This window comes from Arsenicicoccus cauae (assembly GCF_043162025.1).
In the GTDB taxonomy this organism is placed as follows: domain Bacteria; phylum Actinomycetota; class Actinomycetes; order Actinomycetales; family Dermatophilaceae; genus Arsenicicoccus; species Arsenicicoccus cauae.
In genome coordinates this window covers 1,939,789-1,961,646 of the sequence record NZ_CP171001.1, presented here as the reverse complement: position 1 = coordinate 1,961,646, position 21,858 = coordinate 1,939,789, and the positions used below count along the sequence as shown (strand labels likewise).

Annotated in this window: 16 protein-coding genes; 8 read left to right on the top strand and 8 right to left on the bottom strand. The window is 71.9% G+C overall.

Translation table 11 applies throughout. The annotated features are described in order from the left end of the window. Positions 1-175: 175 nt before the first annotated feature. The 7 genes from ACF3NS_RS09165 to ACF3NS_RS09135 all read left to right on the top strand — a co-directional run bounded on the left by ACF3NS_RS09165 (position 176) and on the right by ACF3NS_RS09135 (position 12,684). Complete coding sequence (locus ACF3NS_RS09165) at positions 176-2,197, top strand: alpha-1,4-glucan--maltose-1-phosphate maltosyltransferase (RefSeq protein ID WP_311966571.1); 2,022 nt, start codon at positions 176-178, stop codon at positions 2,195-2,197. A 3-nt stretch (positions 2,198-2,200) separates the two neighbouring features. After that, the gene (gene treS, locus ACF3NS_RS09160; RefSeq protein WP_311966572.1) at positions 2,201-3,919 is read left to right on the top strand and encodes a maltose alpha-D-glucosyltransferase; all 1,719 of its coding nucleotides are present in this window, start codon (positions 2,201-2,203) and stop codon (positions 3,917-3,919) included. Position 3,920: 1 nt separating this feature from the next. Continuing rightward, positions 3,921-8,159, top strand: coding sequence for a 1,4-alpha-glucan branching protein GlgB (glgB, locus tag ACF3NS_RS09155; protein ID WP_392465642.1), 4,239 nt, complete (start codon positions 3,921-3,923; stop codon positions 8,157-8,159). A gap of 191 nt (positions 8,160-8,350) precedes the next feature. Next, on the top strand, positions 8,351-9,634 hold the full coding sequence (locus ACF3NS_RS09150; RefSeq protein WP_392465639.1) for a lipase family protein: 1,284 nt from the start codon (positions 8,351-8,353) through the stop codon (positions 9,632-9,634). A gap of 114 nt (positions 9,635-9,748) precedes the next feature. After that, positions 9,749-11,413 carry a phosphoglucomutase (alpha-D-glucose-1,6-bisphosphate-dependent) gene (gene pgm / locus ACF3NS_RS09145; RefSeq protein WP_154593493.1) on the top strand — a complete coding sequence of 555 codons (1,665 nt, stop codon included), beginning with the start codon at positions 9,749-9,751 and terminating at the stop codon, positions 11,411-11,413. Positions 11,414-11,449: 36 nt separating this feature from the next. Further along, positions 11,450-12,250: an inositol monophosphatase family protein gene (locus tag ACF3NS_RS09140; RefSeq protein WP_154593494.1), complete on the top strand. Its 801-nt coding sequence runs from the start codon at positions 11,450-11,452 to the stop codon at positions 12,248-12,250. After that, entirely contained in the window at positions 12,247-12,684 is a 438-nt protein-coding gene (locus tag ACF3NS_RS09135) for a GNAT family N-acetyltransferase (protein WP_154593495.1), read from the top strand. The genes ACF3NS_RS09140 and ACF3NS_RS09135 overlap by 4 nt, the downstream gene beginning before the upstream one ends. A 291-nt stretch (positions 12,685-12,975) precedes the next feature. On the opposite strand, the gene ACF3NS_RS09130 is transcribed toward ACF3NS_RS09135, so the two are convergent. The 7 genes from ACF3NS_RS09130 to ACF3NS_RS09100 all read right to left on the bottom strand — a co-directional run bounded on the left by ACF3NS_RS09130 (position 12,976) and on the right by ACF3NS_RS09100 (position 20,072). Continuing rightward, positions 12,976-13,917 (bottom strand): tetratricopeptide repeat protein, encoded by a 942-nt coding sequence (locus ACF3NS_RS09130; RefSeq protein ID WP_392465636.1) that lies wholly within the window; start codon positions 13,915-13,917, stop codon positions 12,976-12,978. A gap of 69 nt (positions 13,918-13,986) precedes the next feature. Next, positions 13,987-15,807 (bottom strand): methylmalonyl-CoA mutase, encoded by a 1,821-nt coding sequence (locus ACF3NS_RS09125; RefSeq protein ID WP_375804515.1) that lies wholly within the window; start codon positions 15,805-15,807, stop codon positions 13,987-13,989. Positions 15,808-15,878: 71 nt separating this feature from the next. Then, positions 15,879-16,394 carry a MarR family winged helix-turn-helix transcriptional regulator gene (locus tag ACF3NS_RS09120; protein ID WP_289032552.1) on the bottom strand — a complete coding sequence of 172 codons (516 nt, stop codon included), beginning with the start codon at positions 16,392-16,394 and terminating at the stop codon, positions 15,879-15,881. A gap of 56 nt (positions 16,395-16,450) precedes the next feature. Then, positions 16,451-16,891: an SgcJ/EcaC family oxidoreductase gene (locus tag ACF3NS_RS09115; protein ID WP_311966574.1), complete on the bottom strand. Its 441-nt coding sequence runs from the start codon at positions 16,889-16,891 to the stop codon at positions 16,451-16,453. Further along, a complete protein-coding gene (locus ACF3NS_RS09110; RefSeq protein WP_392465634.1) occupies positions 16,888-17,655 on the bottom strand; it encodes a DUF4184 family protein in 768 nt (255 codons plus the stop codon). The genes ACF3NS_RS09115 and ACF3NS_RS09110 overlap by 4 nt, the downstream gene beginning before the upstream one ends. Before the next feature lie 132 nt (positions 17,656-17,787). Next, a complete protein-coding gene (meaB, locus tag ACF3NS_RS09105) occupies positions 17,788-18,750 on the bottom strand; it encodes a methylmalonyl Co-A mutase-associated GTPase MeaB (RefSeq protein WP_392469107.1) in 963 nt (320 codons plus the stop codon). A 122-nt stretch (positions 18,751-18,872) separates the two neighbouring features. Then, positions 18,873-20,072 carry an acetyl-CoA C-acetyltransferase gene (locus ACF3NS_RS09100; protein WP_154593499.1) on the bottom strand — a complete coding sequence of 400 codons (1,200 nt, stop codon included), beginning with the start codon at positions 20,070-20,072 and terminating at the stop codon, positions 18,873-18,875. A gap of 183 nt (positions 20,073-20,255) precedes the next feature. On the opposite strand from ACF3NS_RS09100, the gene mce reads away from it, so the two are divergent. Continuing rightward, positions 20,256-20,702, top strand: a complete 447-nt coding sequence (mce, locus tag ACF3NS_RS09095; RefSeq protein ID WP_288797399.1) for a methylmalonyl-CoA epimerase — start codon at positions 20,256-20,258, stop codon at positions 20,700-20,702. A gap of 171 nt (positions 20,703-20,873) precedes the next feature. On the opposite strand, the gene ACF3NS_RS09090 is transcribed toward mce, so the two are convergent. Beyond that, positions 20,874-21,686 (bottom strand): polysaccharide deacetylase family protein, encoded by an 813-nt coding sequence (locus tag ACF3NS_RS09090; protein WP_392465631.1) that lies wholly within the window; start codon positions 21,684-21,686, stop codon positions 20,874-20,876. Positions 21,687-21,858: the final 172 nt, after the last annotated feature.

Genomic DNA, 21,858 nt, shown 5'->3' with positions numbered 1-21,858 from the left:
CGCGGCCTGGGGCGGTCCGGGACTGCGCCCAACTCTAGTGGACGGGCCCCCTCCGGAGACCACCTTCGCCGCGCCGCGCCGTCATCCGCGAGAACGGCCCGGGAATCGCTCCGCTGGGTGATACGCCAGCCTCTCGGGTGCGAGCCGGACACACTCTTTGGGTACCGTGACGCGAGTGACCGCCCCTCGACTGTCATCAGCCCCCCAGACCCCCATCGGCCGCATCCCCGTGCTCGACGTCACCCCCAGCGTCGACGGGGGCCTCCGCCCCGCCAAGTCCGTCGTGCACGAGCCGTTCCCCGTGACCGCGCGGGTCTTCCGCGAGGGTCATGACGCCGTGAACGCCTCCGTGGCGATCACCGATCCGGACGGGCGCACGGCATACGTCCCGATGCGCTCCACCAACGTCGGCCTGAGCCTGTGGGAGGCGCAGGTGGCCGCCGACCGGGAGGGCCTGTGGTCCTTCCGGGTCGAGGGCTGGTCCGACCCGTACGGCACCTGGCACCACGACGCCGTCATCAAGGTCGAGGCCGGCGTGGACGTCGAGCTCATGCTCGAGGAGGGCGCGCTCGTCCTCGAGCGGGCCCTCGCCGAGGTGGAGCGCTCCCACGAGCAGCAGCAGGTCCTGCGGGAGGCCGTGGCCGCCCTGCGGGACACCTCCAGGCCGGTCCCCGAGCGGCTGTATGCCGGAGCGGGCGACGCGGTCGCTCGTGAGCTCACGGCCCGCCCGCTGCGCGACTTCGTGTCTCCCTCCCCCGAGCAGAGCTGGCTGGTCGAGCGTCCGCTGGCGCTGGCCGGGGCGTGGTACGAGATCTTCCCCCGCTCCGAGGGCGCCTACCAGGACGAGGACGGCACCTGGCACACCGGCACGCTGCGCACCGCGGCCGAGCGGCTCCCCGCCATCCGGGACATGGGCTTCGACGTCGTCTACCTCACCCCGGTCCACCCCATCGGCACGACCAACCGCAAGGGCCCCAACAACACCCTGACCGCGGGTCCGCTGGACCCGGGCTCCCCCTATGCCATCGGCTCCGCCGCCGGCGGGCACGACGCGATCGAGCCGTCCCTCGGGACCTTCGAGGACTTCGACGCCTTCGTGGCGCGGGCGCGCGAGCTGGGGCTGGAGGTCGCCCTCGACATCGCTCTGCAGTGCTCCCCGGACCACCCCTGGGTCACCGAGCACCCGGAGTGGTTCACGACCCGCGCGGACGGGACCATCGCGTATGCCGAGAACCCGCCCAAGAAGTACCAGGACATCTACCCGCTGAACTTCGACAACGACCCGGACGGCATCTACCAGGCCGTCCGCGACGTGATCCAGGTGTGGATCGACCACGGCGTGACGGCGTTCCGCGTGGACAACCCGCACACCAAGCCCGTGGAGTTCTGGCAATGGTTGATCAGTGATGTCGCGGCGTCACGTCCGGACATCATCTGGCTGGCCGAGGCGTTCACCAAGCCGGCCATGATGCACACGCTCGGCAAGATCGGCTTCCAGCAGAGCTACACCTACTACGCCTGGCGCAACGAGAAGTGGGAGATCGAGGAGTATGTCCGCGAGCTGGCCGGGGACGCCGCCGCGTACATGCGCCCGTCCTTCTGGCCGACCACGCACGACATCCTGACGCCCTACATGCAGTATGGCGGCCCGGCGGCCTGGAAGGTCCGGGCGGCGCTCGCGGCGACCCTGGTGCCGACCTACGGCATCTACGCGGGCTACGAGCTCATGGAGCACGTCGCCCGACCAGGCGCCGAGGAGCAGGTCGACAACGAGAAGTACCAGCTCAAGGACCGCCGCTGGGCGGACTACGCGCCCGGCGGCGCCAAGGAGGGGCAGTCGCTCGACGGCTACCTGCGCACCCTCAACCAGGTCCGCCACTGGCACCCCTCGCTGCGGCTGCTGCGCAACATCACCTTTCACCACTGCGACGACGAGAACATCATCGTGTTCTCCAAGACCGCCCGCACCCTCAGCGGTCACGACGACACCGTCATCGTGGTCGCCAACCTCGACCCGCACTCGACCCGGGAGTCCTGGGTCCACCTGGACATGCCGGCCCTCGGGCTGGGCTACGGTGATGGGTTCGTGGCGCACGACGAGATGACCCAGCAGTCCTGGCACTGGGGTCAGGACAACTTCGTCCGACTCGGTCGTGACGCCGAACCCGCCCACATCATCCACGTCCGGAGGTTCTGACAGGTGCACGGCCTCAACCTCGCCCAGCCCGGGCTCAAGCACGACCCGCGCTGGTTCCGCAAGGCTGTCTTCTACGAGGTGCTCGTTCGCGCCTTCGCCGACAGCAACGGGTCGGGCGCCGGTGACTTCACCGGCCTGCTCGGCAAGCTCGACTACCTGCAGTGGCTCGGCGTCGACTGCCTGTGGCTGCCCCCGTTCTACGCGTCGCCCCTGCGCGACGGCGGCTACGACATCGCGGACTACCGCGCCGTGCTGCCGGAGTTCGGGACGCTGCCGGAGTTCAAGGAGCTGATCTCGCAGGCCCACGCCCGCGGCATCCGGATCATCACCGACTTCGTCATGAACCACACCAGCGACCAGCACCCGTGGTTCCAGGCGAGCCGCTCCGAGCCGGACGGCCCCTACGGCGACTACTACGTCTGGTCCGACGACGACACCAGGTACTCCGACGCGCGCATCATCTTCGTCGACACCGAGGTGTCCAACTGGACCTTCGACCCGGTGCGCCGGCAGTTCTTCTGGCACCGCTTCTTCTCCCACCAGCCGGACCTCAACTTCGAGAACCCCAAGGTCCAGGAGGAGATGTTCGACATCGTCCGCTACTGGATGGACATGGGCATCGACGGGTTCCGGCTCGACGCCGTCCCCTACCTGTTCGAGGAGGACGGGCACAACGGCGAGAACCACCCGAGGACCCACGAGTTCCTGGCGCAGCTGCGGCGCATGGTGGACGAGGAGTACCCCGGGCGGATCCTGCTGGCCGAGGCCAACCAGATGCCGCACGAGGTGGTGGACTACTTCGGCACCGAGGAGGCGCCGGAGTGCCAGATGTGCTTCCACTTCCCGGTGATGCCGCGGCTGTACTACGCGCTGCGCGAGGGCAAGGCCACGCCCATCGTCAAGGTCCTCGAGGACACCCCCGAGATCCCGACTGGCACGCAGTGGGGCACCTTCTTGCGCAACCACGACGAGCTCACCCTCGAGATGGTCGACAACGAGGAGCGCGCCGCGATGTACGGCTGGTACGCCCCCGACCCCCGCATGAAGGCCAACGTCGGCATCCGGCGCCGGCTCGCGCCCCTGCTCGACAACTCGCGCGCCGAGATCGAGCTGATCAACGCCCTGGTGCTGTCCTTGCCGGGGTCGCCGTGCCTCTACTACGGCGACGAGATCGGCATGGGCGACAACATCTGGCTCAACGACCGCGACGCCGTGCGCACGCCGATGCAGTGGACGCCCGACCGCAACGCCGGCTTCTCCAGCGCCGACCCCGGCAAGCTCTACCTGCCGGTCATCCAGTCGCTCGTCTACCACCACAACAACGTCAACGTCGAGGCGGCGATGGCGTCCAGCTCCTCGCTGCTGCACTGGATGCGCGGGATGCTGCAGGTGCGGCGCCACCACCCCGTGATGGGGATGGGCACCTTCACCGTCATGCCGAGCGACAACGACGCGATCCTCGCGTTCCTGCGCGAGGTGACCCCGGACGAGGCCGACGAGGACACCCCCGCCGAGACCGTCCTGTGCGTCAACAACCTCTCGCCGCGCCCCCAGGGCACCCGGGTCCAGCTCCCCAGCGAGTATGCCGACGCCCAGGTCCAGGACCTGTTCGGCGGCAGCGGTTTCGTCCCCGTCGACGAGCAGGCACGCTTCACGGTGACCATGGGCTCGCGAGACTTCTTCTGGCTCAAGTTGGTCCGCAGGACCGGGAACGAGGACTGACATGGCAGGCACGTCCAAGATCGAGGCGGGAGCCAGCATCACGCCGAGCAAGCTCGACGCCGTCCAGGCCTGGATCGGCGAGCAGCGGTGGTACACCAGCAAGGGGTCCGGGCAGGGCCCCGCGCTCGCGCGGGTCGGCAGCTACCGCTTCCAGGACCCCGAGGGCGAGGTCGGCATCGAGACGCTGCTGGTCAAGGACACCGCGGCCGAGCCTCCCGTGCTCTACCAGGTGCCCCTCACCTACCGCGCGGCGCCGCTCGAGGGCGGCGAGCACGCGCTCGTCGCGACGGTGGAGCACTCAGTGCTCGGCACCCGCTACGTCTACGACGCGCCGCACGACCCGGTCTACGTCGCCGAGCTCGTCCGCACCATCGTCGAGGGCGACACCGAGGCCACCCCGGACCACGGCAAGGCCGACGCCGGCGCACAGGGCAGCCCCGTGGACGGCGTCGGGCACGTCGACATACGCAGCGCCAAGGTACTGTCCGGCGAGCAGTCCAACACCTCGGTCGTCGTCCAGGCGGACGACGCCTCCGGTGCACCGTCCCCCTTGATCGTCAAGGTCTTTCGCGTGCTGTCCGCCGGTGACAACCCGGACGTGACCGTGCAGACGGCCCTGGCCGGGGCCGGCTCGACGCTGGTCCCGCGCCCCCTCGGCTCCCTGCGGGGCAGCTGGTCCGACGGCGGTCACGACCTGCGCGGGCATCTCGCCTTCGCCCAGGAGTTCCTGCCCGACGTGCGGGACGCCTGGCGCGTGGCGCTCGAGGCCGCGAGCCGGGGCACGGACTTCACCGAGCGCGCCCGCGCCCTCGGCCGGGCGACCGGAGAGGTGCACCGCACGCTCGCCGAGGCCATGGAGACCGCCGAGGCCACCGACGAGGACCACCGCACCCTCGCGCTGTCGATGCGCAGCCGTTGGGTCCTGGCCGCCGAGGCCCACGCGCCGCTGCGCGCGATGGAGGCCGAGGTCGACGAGATCCTGGCCGCGGCCCGCGACGCCGTCTGGCCTCGTCTGCAGCGCATCCACGGCGACTACCACCTCGGGCAGGTGCTCGACGTGCCCGGCCGCGGCTGGGTGCTCCTGGACTTCGAGGGCGAGCCGCTGCGCCCCCTCGCCGAGCGCACCGTCCCCGACCTGGCCCTGCGCGACGTGGCCGGCATGCTCCGGTCCTTCGACTACGCGGCCGGCTCCGTCGCGCAGGAGGACGCGGGCCGGTCCGAGACGGCCGCCGCGTGGGCGCACGCCGCCCGCGAGGCCTTCCTCGACGGCTACGCCGAGGCCACCGATCAAGACCCCCGCCACGAGCCCGAGGTGCTGCGCGCCATGGAGCTCGACAAGGCCCTGTACGAAGTGGTCTACGAGGCACGTAACCGTCCCTCGTGGCTCCCCATCCCCATCGGCGCCGTCGAGCGCCTGGTGGCTGCAGCGAAGGGAACACCGATGAAGGACCACGACGAACCCCGCACCGACGCCTCGACCGTGAGCAGCGCCGACGCCGGCACCACCGGCTCCGGCAGCACGCGGCACGATCAGCCGTCCAAGGAGGACGAGCACGGCGAGCACGGCGAGCGTCCCTCGCGACTGCTGGGCGCGGTGTCCGGCGTCGTGGGCGCCGTCGGCGCCGCGGTGGCCTCGCAGGTCGCCGAGGTCGCCCGCAACGCCGCCGGGTCGGCCGTCCAGGAGGTCCGCTCGCGCGCCGCGGCCCGCGGCACCGAGAGCCCCGACACCTCTGACCCAGGCCCCGAGGCGCAGGGGGCCCCGACGGTGCCGGTCGTCCCGCCCGTCGCCCCCGAGGCACCCCTCCCCTCGCCCGTCACGGCCGCGGCACCCGAGGCGTCGCCGACCCCGGCGGCGCCGGCCCCGTCCGTCAAGCCGTCCGGCCCGCAGCCGGTCCCCGTGCACACCGACGAGATCGACCGGCTCGTCCACGGCCACCACCACGACCCGCACTCGGTGCTGGGGCCGCACCAGGGCGAGGGCGTCGTCACCGTGCGCACCTTCAAGCCGCGCGCGGCGTCGGTCGACCTGGTCCTGGACGGCCGCGTCGTGCCCTTCGAGCACCAGCACGAGGGTGTCTGGACCGCGACGATCGAGGCCGACCAGGTCCCGGACTATCGCGTGGCGGTGGACTACGGCGACGGGTTCAAGCACACCGTCGACGACCCCTACCGCTTCTGGCCGACGCTCGGCGAGGTCGACATCCACCTCATCTCCGAGGGCCGCCACGAGCAGCTGTGGGACGTCCTCGGCTCGCACGTCCGGTCCTACGACGGCCCGCTCGGCACGACGCGCGGCACGAGCTTCGCGGTGTGGGCACCCAACGCCCGCACCGTCCGCGTCGCCGGCGACTTCAACACCTGGGACTCCCAGGGGCACCCGATGCGCTCGCTCGGCGGCTCGGGCCTGTGGGAGCTCTTCGTCCCGGGCGTCGAGCCGGGCGCGCGCTACAAGTACGAGATCCTGGGCAAGGACGGGCAGTGGCGCGCCAAGGCCGACCCGCTGGCCCGGCGCACCGAGATCCCGCCGGCCACCGCCTCGGTGGTCGACGAGTCGACCTACACGTGGTCGGACGATGCCTGGATCGCCGAGCGCGACGCCACGCAGCGCCACGAGCAGCCCATGAGCATCTACGAGGTCCACCTCGGCTCGTGGCGGCAGGGGCTGACCTACACCGAGCTCGCGGACCAGCTCGTCGCCTACGTCAAGGACCTCGGCTTCACCCACGTGGAGTTCCTCCCCGTCGCCGAGCACCCTTACGGCCCGTCCTGGGGCTACCAGGTCACCGGCTACTACGCCCCGACCTCGCGCTTCGGGTCGCCGGACGAGTTCCGGCACCTCGTGGACACGCTGCACCAGGCCGGCGTCGGGGTCATCCTCGACTGGGTCCCGGCGCACTTCCCCAAGGACGCCTTCGCCCTGGCCAAGTTCGACGGCGAGGCGCTCTACGAGCACCCGGACCCCCGCCGCGGGGACCAGCCCGACTGGGGCACGCACGTGTTCGACTTCGGCCGCCCGCAGGTGCGCAACTTCCTCGTCGCCAACGCCCTGTACTGGCTGGAGGAGTTCCACGTCGACGGGCTGCGGGTCGACGCGGTCGCCTCGATGCTCTACCTGGACTACTCCCGCAACGACGGCGAGTGGCTGCCCAACCAGTACGGCGGCCGGGAGAACCTCGACGCGGTCCAGCTGCTGCAGGAGACCAACGCCACGGTCTACAAGCACCACCCGGGCGCCATGGTCATCGCCGAGGAGTCCACGTCCTGGCCCGGCGTCACCCGGCCGACCGAGATCGGCGGCCTGGGGTTCGGCTTCAAGTGGAACATGGGCTGGATGCACGACACCCTCGACTACGTCGAGCACGAGGCCATCTACCGGCAGTACCACCACGGCGAGATGACCTTCGGCCTGGTCTACGCCTTCAGCGAGAACTTCGTGCTGCCGATCTCGCACGACGAGGTCGTCTACGGCAAGGGCTCCCTGCTGCGCAAGATGCCCGGGGACCGCTGGCAGCAGCTGGCCAACCTGCGCGCCTACCTCGGCTTCATGTGGGCCCACCCCGGCAAGCAGCTGCTGTTCATGGGCCAGGAGTTCGCCCAGGAGGCCGAGTGGGCGGACGCCCAGAGCCTGGACTGGTGGCTCCTGGACCAGCCCTGGCACCTCGCGGTGCACCAGATGGTCAAGTCGATGAACGCGACCTACCGCGAGTCCCCCGCCCTGTGGCAGCTGGACACGTCCGGCGAGGGATTCCGCTGGATCGACGCCAACGACGCGCAGGGCAACGTCTTCTCGTTCCTGCGCTACGGCAAGGACGAGGACGAGGGCCGGCCCGCGATGGCGTGCGTGTCGAACTTCTCCGGAGGCCCCCACCACCAGTACCGCATCGGCCTGCCCCACCCCGGCATCTGGCGTGAGGTGCTCAACACCGACGCCACCGAGTGGGCCGGCTCCGGGGTCGGCAACCTCGGGCAGGTCGTCGCCGAGGAGATCCCCTGGCACGGCCTGCCCTGCTCCGCCGAGATCACCGTGCCGCCGTTTGCGACGGTGTGGTTCAGCGCGCAGGAGCCCGTCCCCTCCGAGCGGGCCGCGGTGCTGCGCCAGGCGCGCCCCGAGCTGTCCTCCACCTCGACGTCGTCCCAGGACGAGGGCGCCGGGACGGGCGCCCCGAGCCCCGACGAGGTGGGGGCCGACGCGGCGTCCCGCCCCGAGCTGGACGCCACGCCGGGCGAGACCCAGGCCTGACGGACGCCGGCGCGGCATACGACCCGAGGGGGTCCCACCACCCGAGGTGGGCCCCCTCGGCGTGCTCGGAGGCCACGACGTCGGCGGGACGCCACCGCATGGGCATGCGATCCCGTGAGTAACAGGGTCTAGGCAAAGGGCGCTACCGGTGGGTAGCCTCGCGGCACCTCACCTCCCGACAGGAGACACCGTTGTCCTCTGCCCTGCCCCGCCGTCGCACCGTCGCGACCGCCGTCCTTGCCGCCTCCCTCGCGTCCTTGTGCGCCATCGCCCCGGCCGCCTCCGCCGACGAGCACGCCATCCCCGGCACGGCCGGAGCCAGCACCCTCAGCGACACCCCGGAGCCCGCGCGCCCGGCGTTCTACGAGCCGCCCGCCCAGATCCCCAGCACGCCCGGCACGGTCATCCGCCAGGAGAAGGCGGACAACGTCCTCGACCCCCTCGACGCCTCGTCCCTGTCCTACGACGCGCGGCGGGTCATGTACTCCTCCACGGACCGCGAGGGCACCCCGATCGCCGTCACGGCCGTCGTGGTCTCGCCGAAGGCCCCCTGGGTCGGCCCGGGCAAGCGCCCGATCATCAGCTACGCGGCCGGCACCCAGGGCATGGCCGACGCCTGCGCCCCGTCCCGCCAGCTCAAGGCCATGACGGAGTACGAGACGATCTTCTTCAAGGACCTGCTGTTCCGCGGCTACACGGTGGCGCTGACCGACTACCAGGGCCTCGGCACCCCCGGCACCCACACCTACATGGTCCGCGAGGCCCAGGGGCACGCCGTCCTCGACCTCGCCCGCGCCACGCAACGGGTCGGCCTGCCCGGCACCGACACCCGCACGCCGGTGGGCCTGTCCGGCTACTCCCAGGGCGGTGGCGCCGCGGCGGCCGCGGCCGAGCTGGCGGGCAGCTACGCTCCCGAGCTGGACGTCAAGGGCACGGTGGCGGGTGCTCCGCCCGCCGACCTCGCGCCGGTCTCCAAGCAGATCGACGGGTCGCTCTACTCCGCCTTCGAGCTCTACGCCACCGCCGGGCTGTTCTCGGCCTACCACGTCGACCCCTCGACCTACCTCAACGCCAAGGGGGTGGCGCTGCTGCCCAAGGTGGAGGGCAACTGCGTCATCAACCTGTTCGACCTTGCCTTCATCCGCAGCAGCACCCTCACCAAGGACGGCCGCCCGATGGACCAGGCCTTCACCGAGGAGCCGCTGCGCTCCCTGGTGGCCGACAACCGCATCGGGCGGACCAAGCCCAACGCGCCGGTGCTCGTCACGAGCTCGCTGACCGACGACGTCATCCCGTATGCCGTCCCCCGGCAGCTGGCCAAGGACTGGTGCTCCCGGGGCGCCAACGTGTGGTTCCAGCCCATCATCACCCCCACCCACCTGGGCGGAGCGATCCCGACGGCGGCGTACGCGACGACCTTCTTCGAGTCGCGGTTCAACGGGCTCACGCAGCTGCCCAACTGCGGCGCCTACTGATCGGACCCGCGGCCCGTCGTACGGCGAATCCGGCTGCGGCGACCCGCCGGCCGGGTGCGTCACCTGGCGAGCCTGCCAGGTGCCACCCCGGCCGACGGGTGCAAGGATGAGCCCATGACCGCGAACCGTGCAGGACAGCCCGCCGAGCCCCGCGACCTGGTCGACGTGGCCCACCTCGTCACCGCCTACTACACCGGCAAGCCGGACCCGGACGACGTCGACCAGCAGGTCGCCTTCGGGACGTCGGGGCACCGCGGCAGCAGCCTGCGGACCGCGTTCAACGAGGACCACATCCTGGCGACGACGCAGGCGATCGTGGACTACCGCACCGAGCAGGGCTTCGACGGGCCGCTGTTCATCGGGCGCGACACCCACGGCCTGTCCGAGCCGGCGTGGGCGTCCGCGCTCGAGGTGCTCGTCGCCAACGGTGTGCACGTCATGGTGGACGCCGAGGACCGCTACACCCCCACCCCCGCCGTGTCGCACGCGATCCTGCGGGCCAACAAGGGCAAGGTCGGCGGGGTCGACGACCTGCCCGCCGACAGCGGACTCGCCGACGGCATCGTCGTCACCCCCTCGCACAACCCGCCGAGCGACGGCGGCTTCAAGTACAACCCGCCGCACGGTGGCCCGGCCGACACCGACGCGACCGGGTGGATCGCGGCGCGCGCCAACGACTACATCAAGGCCGGGCTCGAGGGCGTCCGGCGCGTGTCCTTCGCCGAGGCGCGGGCGCAGTGCGAGCCCTATGAGTTCAAGCGCATCTACGTCGAGGACCTGGCCGAAGTCATCGACCTGGCCGCCATCAAGGAGGCGGGCGTGCGCATCGGCGCCGACCCCCTCGGCGGCGCGGCGGTCGACTACTGGGGCGCCATCGGCGAGCACTACGGCCTCGAGCTGACCGTGGTCAACCCGCTCGTCGACCCGACCTGGCGGTTCATGACCCTGGACTGGGACGAAAAGATCCGGATGGACTGCTCCTCCCCGTCCGCCATGGCCTCGCTCATCGCGCAGAAGGACCGCTACGACATCGCGACGGGCAATGACGCCGACGCCGACCGGCACGGGATCGTCACCCCCGACGGTGGGCTGATGAACCCCAACCACTACCTCGCCGTGGCGATCCAGTACCTCTACGGCGGCGCGCGCCCGCAGTGGCCCGCCGACGGGTTCATCGGCAAGACGCTGGTGTCGTCGTCCATGATCGACCGGGTCGCGGCGGACCTCGGGCGGCGGCTCGTCGAGGTGCCGGTGGGCTTCAAGTGGTTCGTGCCGGGGCTGCTCGACGGCTCCGGGCCGTTCGGCGGCGAGGAGTCGGCGGGTGCTTCCTTCCTGCGCTTCGACGGCTCGGTGTGGTCGACCGACAAGGACGGCATCATCCTCGCGCTGCTGGCGAGCGAGATCCAGGCCAAGACCGGCAAGAGCCCCTCGCAGCACTACGCCGAGCTGGTGGCGCGCCACGGAGACCCGGCCTACGCCCGCGTCGACGCCCCCGCCGACCGCGACCAGAAGGCCAAGCTCAAGGCCCTCTCCCCCGCGGACGTCACCGCGGAGTCCCTGGCCGGAGAGCCGATCACGGCCAAGCTGACCGAGGCTCCCGGCAACGGGGCGGCGATCGGCGGGCTCAAGGTGACGACGGAGTCCGCGTGGTTCGCAGCGCGCCCGTCCGGCACCGAGGACGTCTACAAGATCTACGCCGAGTCCTTCAAGGGCCCCGAGCACCTCGCCCAGGTCCAGGAGGAGGCCCGCGCCGTGGTCTCCGCCGCGCTGGGCGGGTAGGCGGACCGCCCGGGGAGCACCACTAGGCTGGCCCCCATGACCTCTGCCGACGACCTCGCTCTCGCCGCCGACCTGGTCCGTTCCGCCGGCACCCTGGCGCTGGAGATGCGCGCGGCGGGTCTCGAGGGGACCCGCAAGACCTCCGTGTCGGACGTGGTGACCGCCGCCGACCACGCTGCCGAGGAGCTCGTGGGCACCCGGCTGCGCCGTGAGCGCGCGAACGACGGTCTCGTCGGCGAGGAGGGCACGAGCGCGCCGGCCGGGAGCGGGCGCACCTGGTTCATCGACCCCGTCGACGGCACCTACAACTTCCTGCACGGTATGACGCACTGGTGCTCGGCCCTCGCCCTGGTCGACGACGACGGACCGATCCTCGGCGCGGTCTACCACCCCGAGAGCGACCAGCTGTGGCTCGGCGGCCGCGACCACCCCACGACCTGCAACGGCGTGCCCGTGGACCCGGTCCGCGACCTCCCGCTCGACCTGGTCAGCGCGGCGACCTACCTGCACCCCACGAGGTTCGGGCGGCCCGAGATGATCGCGCCGTGGGCCGAGGCGACCCGGCTGTGCGCCACCGTGCGGATGCTGGGCTCGGCGTCGGTGGACCTTGCGTGGACCTCCGACAGTCGCGTGGGCGTGTGGTACCAGGCGGACTGCCACCCCTGGGACTGGTACCCCGGGCAGGCGCTCGTCGAGGCGGCCGGCGGGGTCACCCGGCTCGTGCCGGTCGGCGGGCACACCTGGCACCTCGCCGGCTCCCCCACCGCCGTCGGCCAGGTGGCCGACGCGATGATCCAGTGCCTGCCCCGCGACGAGCGCGAGGCCGCCGCCCGATGAGCGCGTTGCGGCTGACGCGCCTCGGACCCCGCGACGCGTTGCTGGTGCTGGCCGCCGGGGACCTGTTCGACACCCCTCCCTCCGAGGAGGGGGCACGACGCTTCCTCGCGATGCCCGGCCACCACCTCGTCCTTGCGATCGAGGGCTATCGGCCGGTCGGGTTCGTCACCGGCGTCGAGATGTGCCACCCCGACAAGGGCACCGAGATGTTCGTCTACGAGCTCGCGGTGGACCCGGCGCAGCAGCGCCGCGGCATCGGCAGCGCCCTGCTGCGGGAGCTGCAGGCCGTCGCGGCCGAGCGCGGGTGCCACGCCGTGTGGACCCTCACCGAGACCGACAACCAGGCCGCCCTCGCGACCTACCGCGCGCTCGGTGCCCGCGAGTCCAACGGCACGACGATGCTGGAGTGGGACGGCGGGCACGCCACGCGCTGACCCCCAGACAATTGCTTGACGGTTGTCGTGCGCCCCCCTGGTTGGGCGCACGCCCACCCTCGAGGTCCTGCGCCCGCCATCCTTCGCGTGGTACTCCACGGCGCGGCCCGTCTCCTGGCCCGGGAGGAGCATGGTGGGGGTGGCCCTCGCGTTCGCCATGCTGGAGACCGGCGACGCATCTGCGCCCCGTGTCAGCGGACGACCGCGACGTGATCGTCGCGGTGCGATGCGGACGCGTTGGTCTGCTGGGACGAACCGACCTGGGACGACCCCGGCCGGTTCGCGCGCTGATCAGAAGAGGGCGGACATGAGGGACGTGCGCCCCTTCTTGACGCGGGGGTCCTCGCTGCCCACGACGTCGAAGAGCGTGATCAGGTGCACACGGACCCTCTCGCGGTCATCGCCCGCCAGCGAGCGGACGAGGTCGACGAGCCGCAGGAAGGCGTCCTCGACATGCCCGCCCATGACGTCCAGGTCCGCGACGAGCAGCTGGGCTTCGACGTCGGCGGGGTTGTCGGCAGCGGCCGTGCGAGCCACCTGCAGGTCGACGCCGGTGGTCCGCTCCAGCAGGTCGACCTGGGCCTTGCCCACCTGGGCGTCCCGGTCCTTGGGGTCCTTGGCCAGGGCTTTGTCGTATGCCGCCCGCGCGCCCTCGAAGTCGCCGCGCTCGAGGGCGGTGAAGGCCTCCTCGTGCTCGGGCGACATGGGGACCTCGCCCTCGGCGTCGGCCTGCTCCCCCACGTCCACGCGGCCGGTGATGCCATTGGCCACGGCGACCTTGAGCAGCTCGTCGACGTACTGCTGGATCACGTCCTTGGGCTGGCTGCCGACGAACAGCGGCACCGGCTGACCCTGGAGCAGACCGACCGCCATCGGGATCTGCTGCACCTGCAGGGCCTGCGCCAGACCGGGGTTGGCGTCGACGTCCACCGTCGCGAGCACGAACCGGCCGCCGCTCGCCTCGGCCACCGCCGCGAAGTCGGCGACGACCTCACGCCCGCCACGGGTGGCGCTCCACACCAGCAGCACCGACGGCACGCTGACCGACTGCTGCATGATCTGCTGGATCGTGGCCTCGGTGGCCTCGACCACGACCGGTGAGCCCGGACGTGCGCCCCCACCCTGGTCGGGGGCGGGCGCGGGGGCACGGGTGCCCGTGGGCTGCGGCTGGCTGAGTCCGGACAGGTCGACCGCGCCACGAGCGGCGGCGGTGGAGAACGGCTGCGACGTCATACGGGCATTGTGTCGCACCCGGACCGACGCCGGGTAACCGAACGACGCCCGCGGTCGGGCGAGACCGGATCAGAAGCGGGCGGGCTCGCGGTAGATGCCCCACTCCTCGCGCAGCGCGTCGCAGATCTCGCCGAGGGTCGCCTCGGCGCGGACCGCGTCGAGCATGGCGGGGATCATGTTGTCCTGCGTGCGGGAGACCTCGACCATCCGCTTGACCGCGTCCGCGGCGATGTCCTCGTTGCGACCGGCACGACGCTGCGAGAGCGTCGCGACCTGCTCGCGCTCCACCTCGTGCGAGACGCGCAGGATGTCCAGCTCGGAGCTGACCGACTCGGTGAGGCAGTTGACGCCGACGATCCTCTTGTGACCGGACTCCAGCGCGAGCTGGTAGGTGAAGGCGGCGTCCCCGATCTCGGACATGAACCAGCCCTCCTCGATGCCGCGCAGGATGCCGGAGGTCATGGGCCAGACACCGCCCTCGGCCTTGCCGACGTTGTCGCGCACGACTTCGGCCAGGCGAGCCTTGTCGGCGGAGTCGACCGGGACCTGGCCCATCGACAGGATGCGCGTGAAGATCGCCTCCGCCTCGGCCTCGATCGTGTCGGTCAGGGCCTCGACGTACCACGAACCGCCCAGCGGGTCGGCGACATTGGTGACGCCGGTCTCCTCCATGATCACCTGCTGGGTGCGCAGGGCGATCTCGGCGGACTGCTCGGTCGGCAGCGCGAGGGTCTCGTCAAGGGCATTGGTGTGCAGCGAGTTGGTGCCGCCGAGGACGCCTGCGAGCGCCTCGATCGCCGTCCGCACGACGTTGTTGTAGGGCTGCTGGGCGGTCAGCGACACCCCGGCGGTCTGCGTGTGGAAGCGCAGCTGCATGGCCTTGTCGGAGGTGGCGCCGTAGACGTCGCGCATCCAGCGCGCCCAGATGCGCCGGGCGGCGCGGAACTTGGCGATCTCCTCGAAGAAGTCGACGTGGGCGTCGAAGAAGAAGGACAGGCCGGGCGCGAAGGAGTCGACGTCGAGGCCGCGGGAGAGCCCGAGCTCGACGTAGCCGAAGCCGTCGGCGAGGGTGAAGGCGAGCTCCTGGGCGGCCGTCGCCCCGGCCTCGCGGATGTGGTAGCCCGAGACGGACAGCGGCTTGTAGGCCTTGATGTGCTCGTCGCAGTAGGCCATCAGGTCGCCGATGAGCCGCAGGTGCGGCTCGGGGGCGAAGAGCCACTCCTTCTGCGCGATGTACTCCTTGAAGATGTCAGTCTGCAGCGTGCCGTTGAGGGTGGAGATGTCGACGCCCTGACGCTCGGCGGCGACGAGATACATGCAGAAGACCGGCACCGCAGGACCGGACACGGTCATCGAGGTGGTCGTGTCGCCCATCGGGATGTCGCGAAAGAGGATGTCCATGTCGGCCGCGGAGTCCACCGCGACGCCGCAGTGGCCGACCTCGCCGAGGCTCATCGGGTCGTCGGAGTCGCGCCCCATGAGCGTCGGCATGTCGAAGGCCACGGACAGCCCGCCGCCCCCGCGGGCGAGGATCATCTTGTAGCGCTCGTTGGTCTGCACCGCGTTGCCGAAGCCCGCGAACTGCCGGATCGTCCAGCTCTTGCCGCGGTAGCCGGTGGCGTGCAGGCCTCGGGTGTAGGGGAACTCGCCGGGCCAACCGATGCGGTCCATGCGCTCGTCGGCGGCGGCCTGCTCGTCGGTGGGGCCGTAGACGGGGTCGACCTCGACGCCGGACAGGGTGGTGAAGTCGCCGCCCCGGATGCGGCCCTTGGCGACCGCCTCGTCATACCGCTGCTGCCAGCGGCGACGCCCGTCGCGGCGGCGCTCGGCCGAGTCGGGGGTGGGGGCCGCGGAGGCGCTGCGCTGGGTCTCCTGGATCGTCATGGTCACCAATTTACTAGGACGTCCTAGTATCTGTCACCAGGCTGCCAGCGCCGATCGCGCCAGACCCAGCCCTGGCGTCAGCCGGTGAAGTCCCCGGCCGCCACGCGCACCCGCCGCAGCAGGGCGAAGAGCTGCTCGTGCTCGGGCGTGGTCAGCACGTCCAGCCCGAAGCCCAGCCGGTGCAGGTCCTGCGTGGCCGCCTCCATCACCGCGCGCCCGGCGTCGGTGATCTGCGCGAGCGTCCCCCGGCCGTCCGCCGGGTTGGGCACGCGCCGCACGAAACCCTGCGCCTCGAGCCGCTGCACGATGCTCGTCGCGCTCGTGGGGTGCACCATGAGCCGCTCCCCGATGACGCTCATCGGCAGGCCGCTGTCCCGGCCGAAGGTCAGGAGCACCAGCGCCTCGTAGCGTGCGAAGGTCAACCCGTGCTGCGCGCACGCCTGGTCGAAGGCGATCGTCAGCATCTGCGCCACCCGCAGCAGACTCGTGGCCGTGGCCATCTGCCGGGACGGCGCCGACTCGCCCCAGCGCTCGCGCCAGGAGCTCTCGGCGCGAGCGATCGGGTCGAACGGCAGGTTGAGGGGGGTGCTCACCTGGGCAGGATAGAGGGCCGTGTGCCGGCGCGTCCGCCGCCCGGCGTGCGCCGTCGCTACCGATAGTCGGCCTGGGCGAGGCCTCCGTCTCGCGCGACGTGCGTCTCCATGCCGGGGACGGTGTCGGTGTTGTGCGCGCTGACGGCACACCACCCGTCCTCGCCGCGGCGTCCGACCAGGGTCAGCACGCCGCGACGCTCACCGACCGGGTCCCCGGTCGGCGAGAGCTGACCGGTCAGCGACCACTGCGCCACGACCACGGCGACCTCGCCGAGACGGCGGACGCGACGACGGCGGAGCGTCATACGGCTCTGTCCGAAGATCCGCTCGAAGCCGTAGGCGTGGGCTCCACGGATGCCGGCCCGGTCGCGCCACCAGAGGCCCACGACGTTGACGAAGTCGGCATCCGCCGTGAACATCGCGGCCAGCGCGTCGGGGTCGTGGTGGTTCCACGCCTCGACGAAGGCGTCGGCGAGCTGGTCGGGCTCGGCGATCACACCGCCTCCGGCCGGTCCACCGGGGCCAGCATCTGCCACACCACGCAGACCACCAGCAGGACCGCGACGCCGGCGGCGATGGCCGAGGTGAGCATGTAGTAGAGCAGGGCGTGCGTGCCCAGGTAGGGGCCGATCGTGATCATCGTGCGGATCGCGAGCGCGACCGCGACGACCAGCGGTGCCCGCACGATCCACGGCGCCAGGTCCGGGCTCACGCGGGGCGTGCGGCGCGCCGGTCGGTCCCGCAGCTCGCGCCACACCACCCACGCGATGGCGGCCAGTCCGAGCACGGAGAAGGCGTACATGAGCCAGCGCGCGACGGGCAGGCCCGCGAGGTCCTGCTCGAGCACGGGCAGCCGGGCCGTCGTCCAGCTCGGCTCGTGCGTGAGCTGGTCCCAGCCGAGGTGCCCGAGGTTGGCCAGCAGCACGGCCACGGGCACCGACCACCACACCGAGCGCGAGCGCGGGCGGGCGCGGCGCGGTCGCAGCCGGTCCCGCAGCGCGTCCGGTGCGGCGTCGTGCAGGGGCTCGCTGAGCAGGTAGGTCCACGCGAGGACCAGCAGGATCCCCATGGGCAGGTCGAAGGCGACGAGACCGAACCACGTGTGCGTCCACGAGTGTCCCTCGTCCCGGCTGCCGAGCAGACCCCCCGGGACATAGAGCGGGAGGTCTGGCGACAGGGAGCCCGCCACCAGCGCGGTCAGCGGCAGCCCGCTGCGGCGCAGCGGCAGCACCAGGGCGGGATGGGCGAGCGTGAACGGCACCTCACCACTGTACGCAACGGCGTGTCGGCACCACGTGACGGAGCGGACATCGTGACGGTGCCCACGGACGCGGCCCACGGACGCGACCCACGCGCCCGCCCAACAAGCCCGCCCGACGAGCTGGCGCCGCGCTCAGGTGAGGTCGCCGATGACCTGGTCCGCGGCGGCATAGGGGTCGCTGCGACCATCGACGACGGCCGCGGCGAGGGCTTCCATGCCGTGATCGCCCCGCAGGTCGCCCATCCGCTCGCGCAGGTTCTTGATGACGATCGACTCGATCTCGTCGGTCGCTCGCTTGAGGCGCCGCTGTCGCAGGACGCCCCGGTCGGTCATCCAGGCGACGTGCTTGTCGAGCGCCTCGACGACCTCGTCGACGCCCTCGTGCCTGTGGGCGACGGTCTTGAGCACCGGCGGGCGCCACAGGCCCGCCTCGGTGCGGTCGCCGAGGGAAATCATGTGACGGATGTCGCGGACGGTGTTGTCGGCACCGTCGCGGTCGGCCTTGTTGACGACGAAGACATCACCGATCTCGAGGATGCCGGCCTTGGCGGCCTGGATGCCGTCGCCCATGCCGGGCGCCAGCAGCACGATGGTCGTGTCGGCGAGCCCGACCACCTCGACCTCGCTCTGCCCCACGCCGACCGTCTCGACGAGGACCACGTCGCAGCCCGCGGCGTCGAGCACCCGCAGCGCCTGCGGCGTGGTCCACGACAGGCCCCCGAGATGGCCGCGGGAGGCCATGGAGCGGATGTAGACCTGCGGGTCGAGCACGTGGTCGGACATGCGGATGCGGTCGCCGAGCAGCGCGCCCCCGGAGAACGGCGACGAGGGGTCCACGGCGAGCACGCCGACGCGGAGGTCACGCTGGCGCAGGGCGGTGACCAGGGCATTGGTGGAGGTCGACTTGCCGACGCCGGGCGATCCCGTGATGCCGATGACGTGCGCGTGACCGGTGTGGGGCGCGAGCGCCGCCATCACCTCGCGAAGGGCCGGATGGGCGTCCTCGACCATCGAGATGAGGCGGGCGACCGCGCGGGGACGACCGGCGCGGGCCTGCTCGACGAGGGACGGGATGTCGACCTGGCGGGACACGATTGTCAGCTCCTCCTGGGGGTGCGCCGCTCGGCCTGGCGAGCGGCGTGGTCGTACCTACCGGGGGCAGGGGCATCAGCCTGCGGTGCGAAGGCCGGTCGATGCCCCCGCCCCCGGCGGGTCTGCTAGTTGGCGACCTTGACGATCAGCGCGTCGCCCTGGCCACCGCCACCGCACAGCGCGGCGACGCCGGTGCCGCCGCCCCGGCGCTTGAGCTCCAGCGCGAGGTGCAGCACGATGCGGGCGCCGGACATGCCGAGGGGGTGACCAAGGGCGATCGCCCCGCCGTCGACGTTGATCCGCTCCTCGTCGAGGCCGAGCTCGCGGGCCGAGGCGATGCCGACGGCGGCGAACGCCTCGTTGATCTCCACGAGGTCGAGCTCGGTGGGCTCGATGCCCTCCTTGCGGCAGGCCGCGGCGATGGCGTTGGCCGGCTGCTGCTGCAGCGAGGAGTCCGGGCCGGCGACGTTGCCGTGGGCACCGATCTCGGCGAGCCAGGTGAGGCCGAGCTCCTCGGCCTTGGCCTTGCTCATGACGACCACGGCGGCGGCGCCGTCGGAGATCTGCGAGGCCGTGCCCGCGGTGATGGTGCCGTCCTTGCTGAACGCCGGCCTGAGCGTGGCGAGGGACTCGGCGGTGGTGTCACCCCGCACCCCCTCGTCGGTCCGGAACTCGATCGGGTCGCCCTTGCGCTGCGGGATCGTGACGGGGACGACCTCCTCGTCATACCGCCCGGCCTCCCACCCGGCCGCGGCCCGCTGGTGCGAGCGCGCGGCGAAGGCGTCCTGCTCCTCGCGGGACACGGCCTTGTCGCCGGAGTTCTCCGCCTCGGTCAGCAGGCCCATCGGCTGCTCGGTGAAGACGTCCCACAGGCCGTCCACCACCATCGAGTCGGCGAGCGTGGCGTCGCCGTACTTGAACCCGTCACGCGACTTGGCGAGCAGGTGCGGTGCGTTGGTCATGGACTCCTGGCCGCCCGCCACGACGATGTCGAACTCGCCCGCGCGGATCAGCTGGTCGGCCAGGGCGATCGCGGCGAGCCCTGAGAGGCAGACCTTGTTGACGGTCAGGGCGGGGACGGTCATCGGGATGCCGGCCTTGACGGCGGCCTGGCGGGCGGGGATCTGGCCGACGCCGGCGCCGAGGACCTGGCCCATGATGACGTACTCGACCTGCTCGGGGGCCACGCCGGACTTGTCGAGGGCGCCCTTGATGGCGACGGCGCCGAGGTCGGCTCCGGAGAACCCCTTGAGGGAGCCCATGAGCCGCCCCATCGGGGTCCGGGCGCCGGCCACGATGACGGACGGACTGGCAGTTGCGGACATGTGAAGGCCTCCAGCAGCGGTGGTGGGTCGGGCTCGGTGCCCGCCCACCTTATCGGGGTCCCGGGGCACCGCCCGGCGGAGGGTGACCGGCGTCGCGCCACGGTGCGGCGTGAGCCTCGTCATACCGCGCCGTCGGTCGACCCCCGGGTGAGTCCCCGCGAGCCCCGGTCCTAGGCTGGAGGCATGGCTGACAACACGCTGCAGGGACTGTTCACGCACATCGACCACGTCGGCATCGCCGTCCGCGACCTCGACGAGGCGATCGAGTTCTACGAGACCAAGTACGGCATGACCATGGCCCACCGTGAGGTCAACGAGGAGCAGGGCGTCGCCGAGGCGATGATGGCCGTCGGCGACTCCACCTCGCACATCCAGCTGCTCGCCCCGCTCGACGAGCACAGCACCATCGCCAAGTTCATCGACAAGTCCGGTGTCGGGATCCAGCAGATGGCCTACCGCGTGGAGTCCATCGACGACGTCTGCGCCACGCTCAAGGAGCGCGGCCTGCGCCTGCTCTACCCCGAGCCCAGGCGCGGCACCGCCGGCTCGCGCATCAACTTCATCCACCCCAAGGACGCCGGGGGCGTGCTGGTCGAGCTCGTCGAGCCCGCGCCGGGTGGCATGCACTGAGCCTGCCCTGGCCGTATGCCGGAGCGCCCGACCCCGTGCGGGGCCGGGCGCTCGCGTCGCCGCCGGCGCGACGGCCCCATGGTGGTGGGCATGCCGATCCCGACAGCCCTGCTCGCCCGCGAGTTCTCCTCCCAGACGACGGACGGCACGCCGGGCGCGGCGACCACAGACTCAGCGGACGCGGCCCACTCGCACGAGCTCGCTCACCGGCACCGAGCTCAGCCCACGACCGGCCAGCGCCTCCAGCAGGTGCGGGAGGGCCTCGACCGTCTGGTCGCGGGGGTATTCCTGGGCCCAGCGCCCCTCGACCCGACCTCCGTCGTGGGCCAGCACCACCGCACCGGGCTCGAGCGCCTCGCCGAGGCCCGTGCCACCGACCCGCGCGCCGTCGTGCAGGCAGGCCTCGAGGCAGGAGCTCCAGAAGGCCTGGCGCTCCCCCAGCGACCGGGCGACCCGCGACACCGATGCGCTCGTCCGGCCCACCGGCGGCCGCAGCAGCCGCGGGCCGACGTCACCGACGACACGACGACCGCGGACGATCTGGTCGCGGACCTCGGCGTCGCCGATCTCGGTCAGGTGGGCGTGGTCGTGGGTGTGGTTGGCCACCTCGTGGCCCTCCGCCCGCATGCGCGCCACCAGCCCGGGGTGGGCCGCGGCGTTGGCGCCGACGACGAAGAAGGTGGCGCGGGCGGCATACCGGCGCAGGAGGTCCAGGACCGCGGGGGTGTAGCGGGGGTCCGGCCCGTCGTCGAAGGTAAGGGACAGGACGGGCCGGTGGGTCCGGACGTGGTTGATGCAGTCACGGTCGGCCGCGCGGCGCGCCTGCGGCGAGGACGTGGGGCCGAGTGCCAGCTCCAGGTGACCGTCGTCCGCGACGGCGAGGCCGGTGCCGGAGACGGCGCAGAGCAGGGTGCCGGTCAGCGCCGTACGCCGCGAGACGACGAGTTCCGCCGGAGCCGCCGGCCCGGTCCTGCCCACCCGCATGGTCCCCCGCATCCCCGGGGCACGACGTCCAACGCCTGCCCCGCCGCGCCCGGCTCGTCCGCGCCCCGCCATGCTAGCCCCCGAGTGAGGCACGTCACGCCTGTGTCGGATGTCTCAGACCCCTACCGCCACGACGTAACCCGCCAGTAGCGTCGCTGCTGAGGCGGCACGC

Coding starts and splice junctions, on each gene's coding strand:
- pgm (WP_154593493.1), top strand. CDS start 9,749: ATGACCGCGAACCGTGCAGGACAGCCCGCCGAGCCCCGCGACCTGGTC.
- ACF3NS_RS09090 (WP_392465631.1), bottom strand. CDS start 21,686: ATGCGGGTGGGCAGGACCGGGCCGGCGGCTCCGGCGGAACTCGTCGTC.
- ACF3NS_RS09135 (WP_154593495.1), top strand. CDS start 12,247: ATGAGCGCGTTGCGGCTGACGCGCCTCGGACCCCGCGACGCGTTGCTG.
- ACF3NS_RS09130 (WP_392465636.1), bottom strand. CDS start 13,917: ATGACGTCGCAGCCGTTCTCCACCGCCGCCGCTCGTGGCGCGGTCGAC.
- mce (WP_288797399.1), top strand. CDS start 20,256: ATGGCTGACAACACGCTGCAGGGACTGTTCACGCACATCGACCACGTC.
- ACF3NS_RS09100 (WP_154593499.1), bottom strand. CDS start 20,072: ATGTCCGCAACTGCCAGTCCGTCCGTCATCGTGGCCGGCGCCCGGACC.
- ACF3NS_RS09140 (WP_154593494.1), top strand. CDS start 11,450: ATGACCTCTGCCGACGACCTCGCTCTCGCCGCCGACCTGGTCCGTTCC.
- glgB (WP_392465642.1), top strand. CDS start 3,921: ATGGCAGGCACGTCCAAGATCGAGGCGGGAGCCAGCATCACGCCGAGC.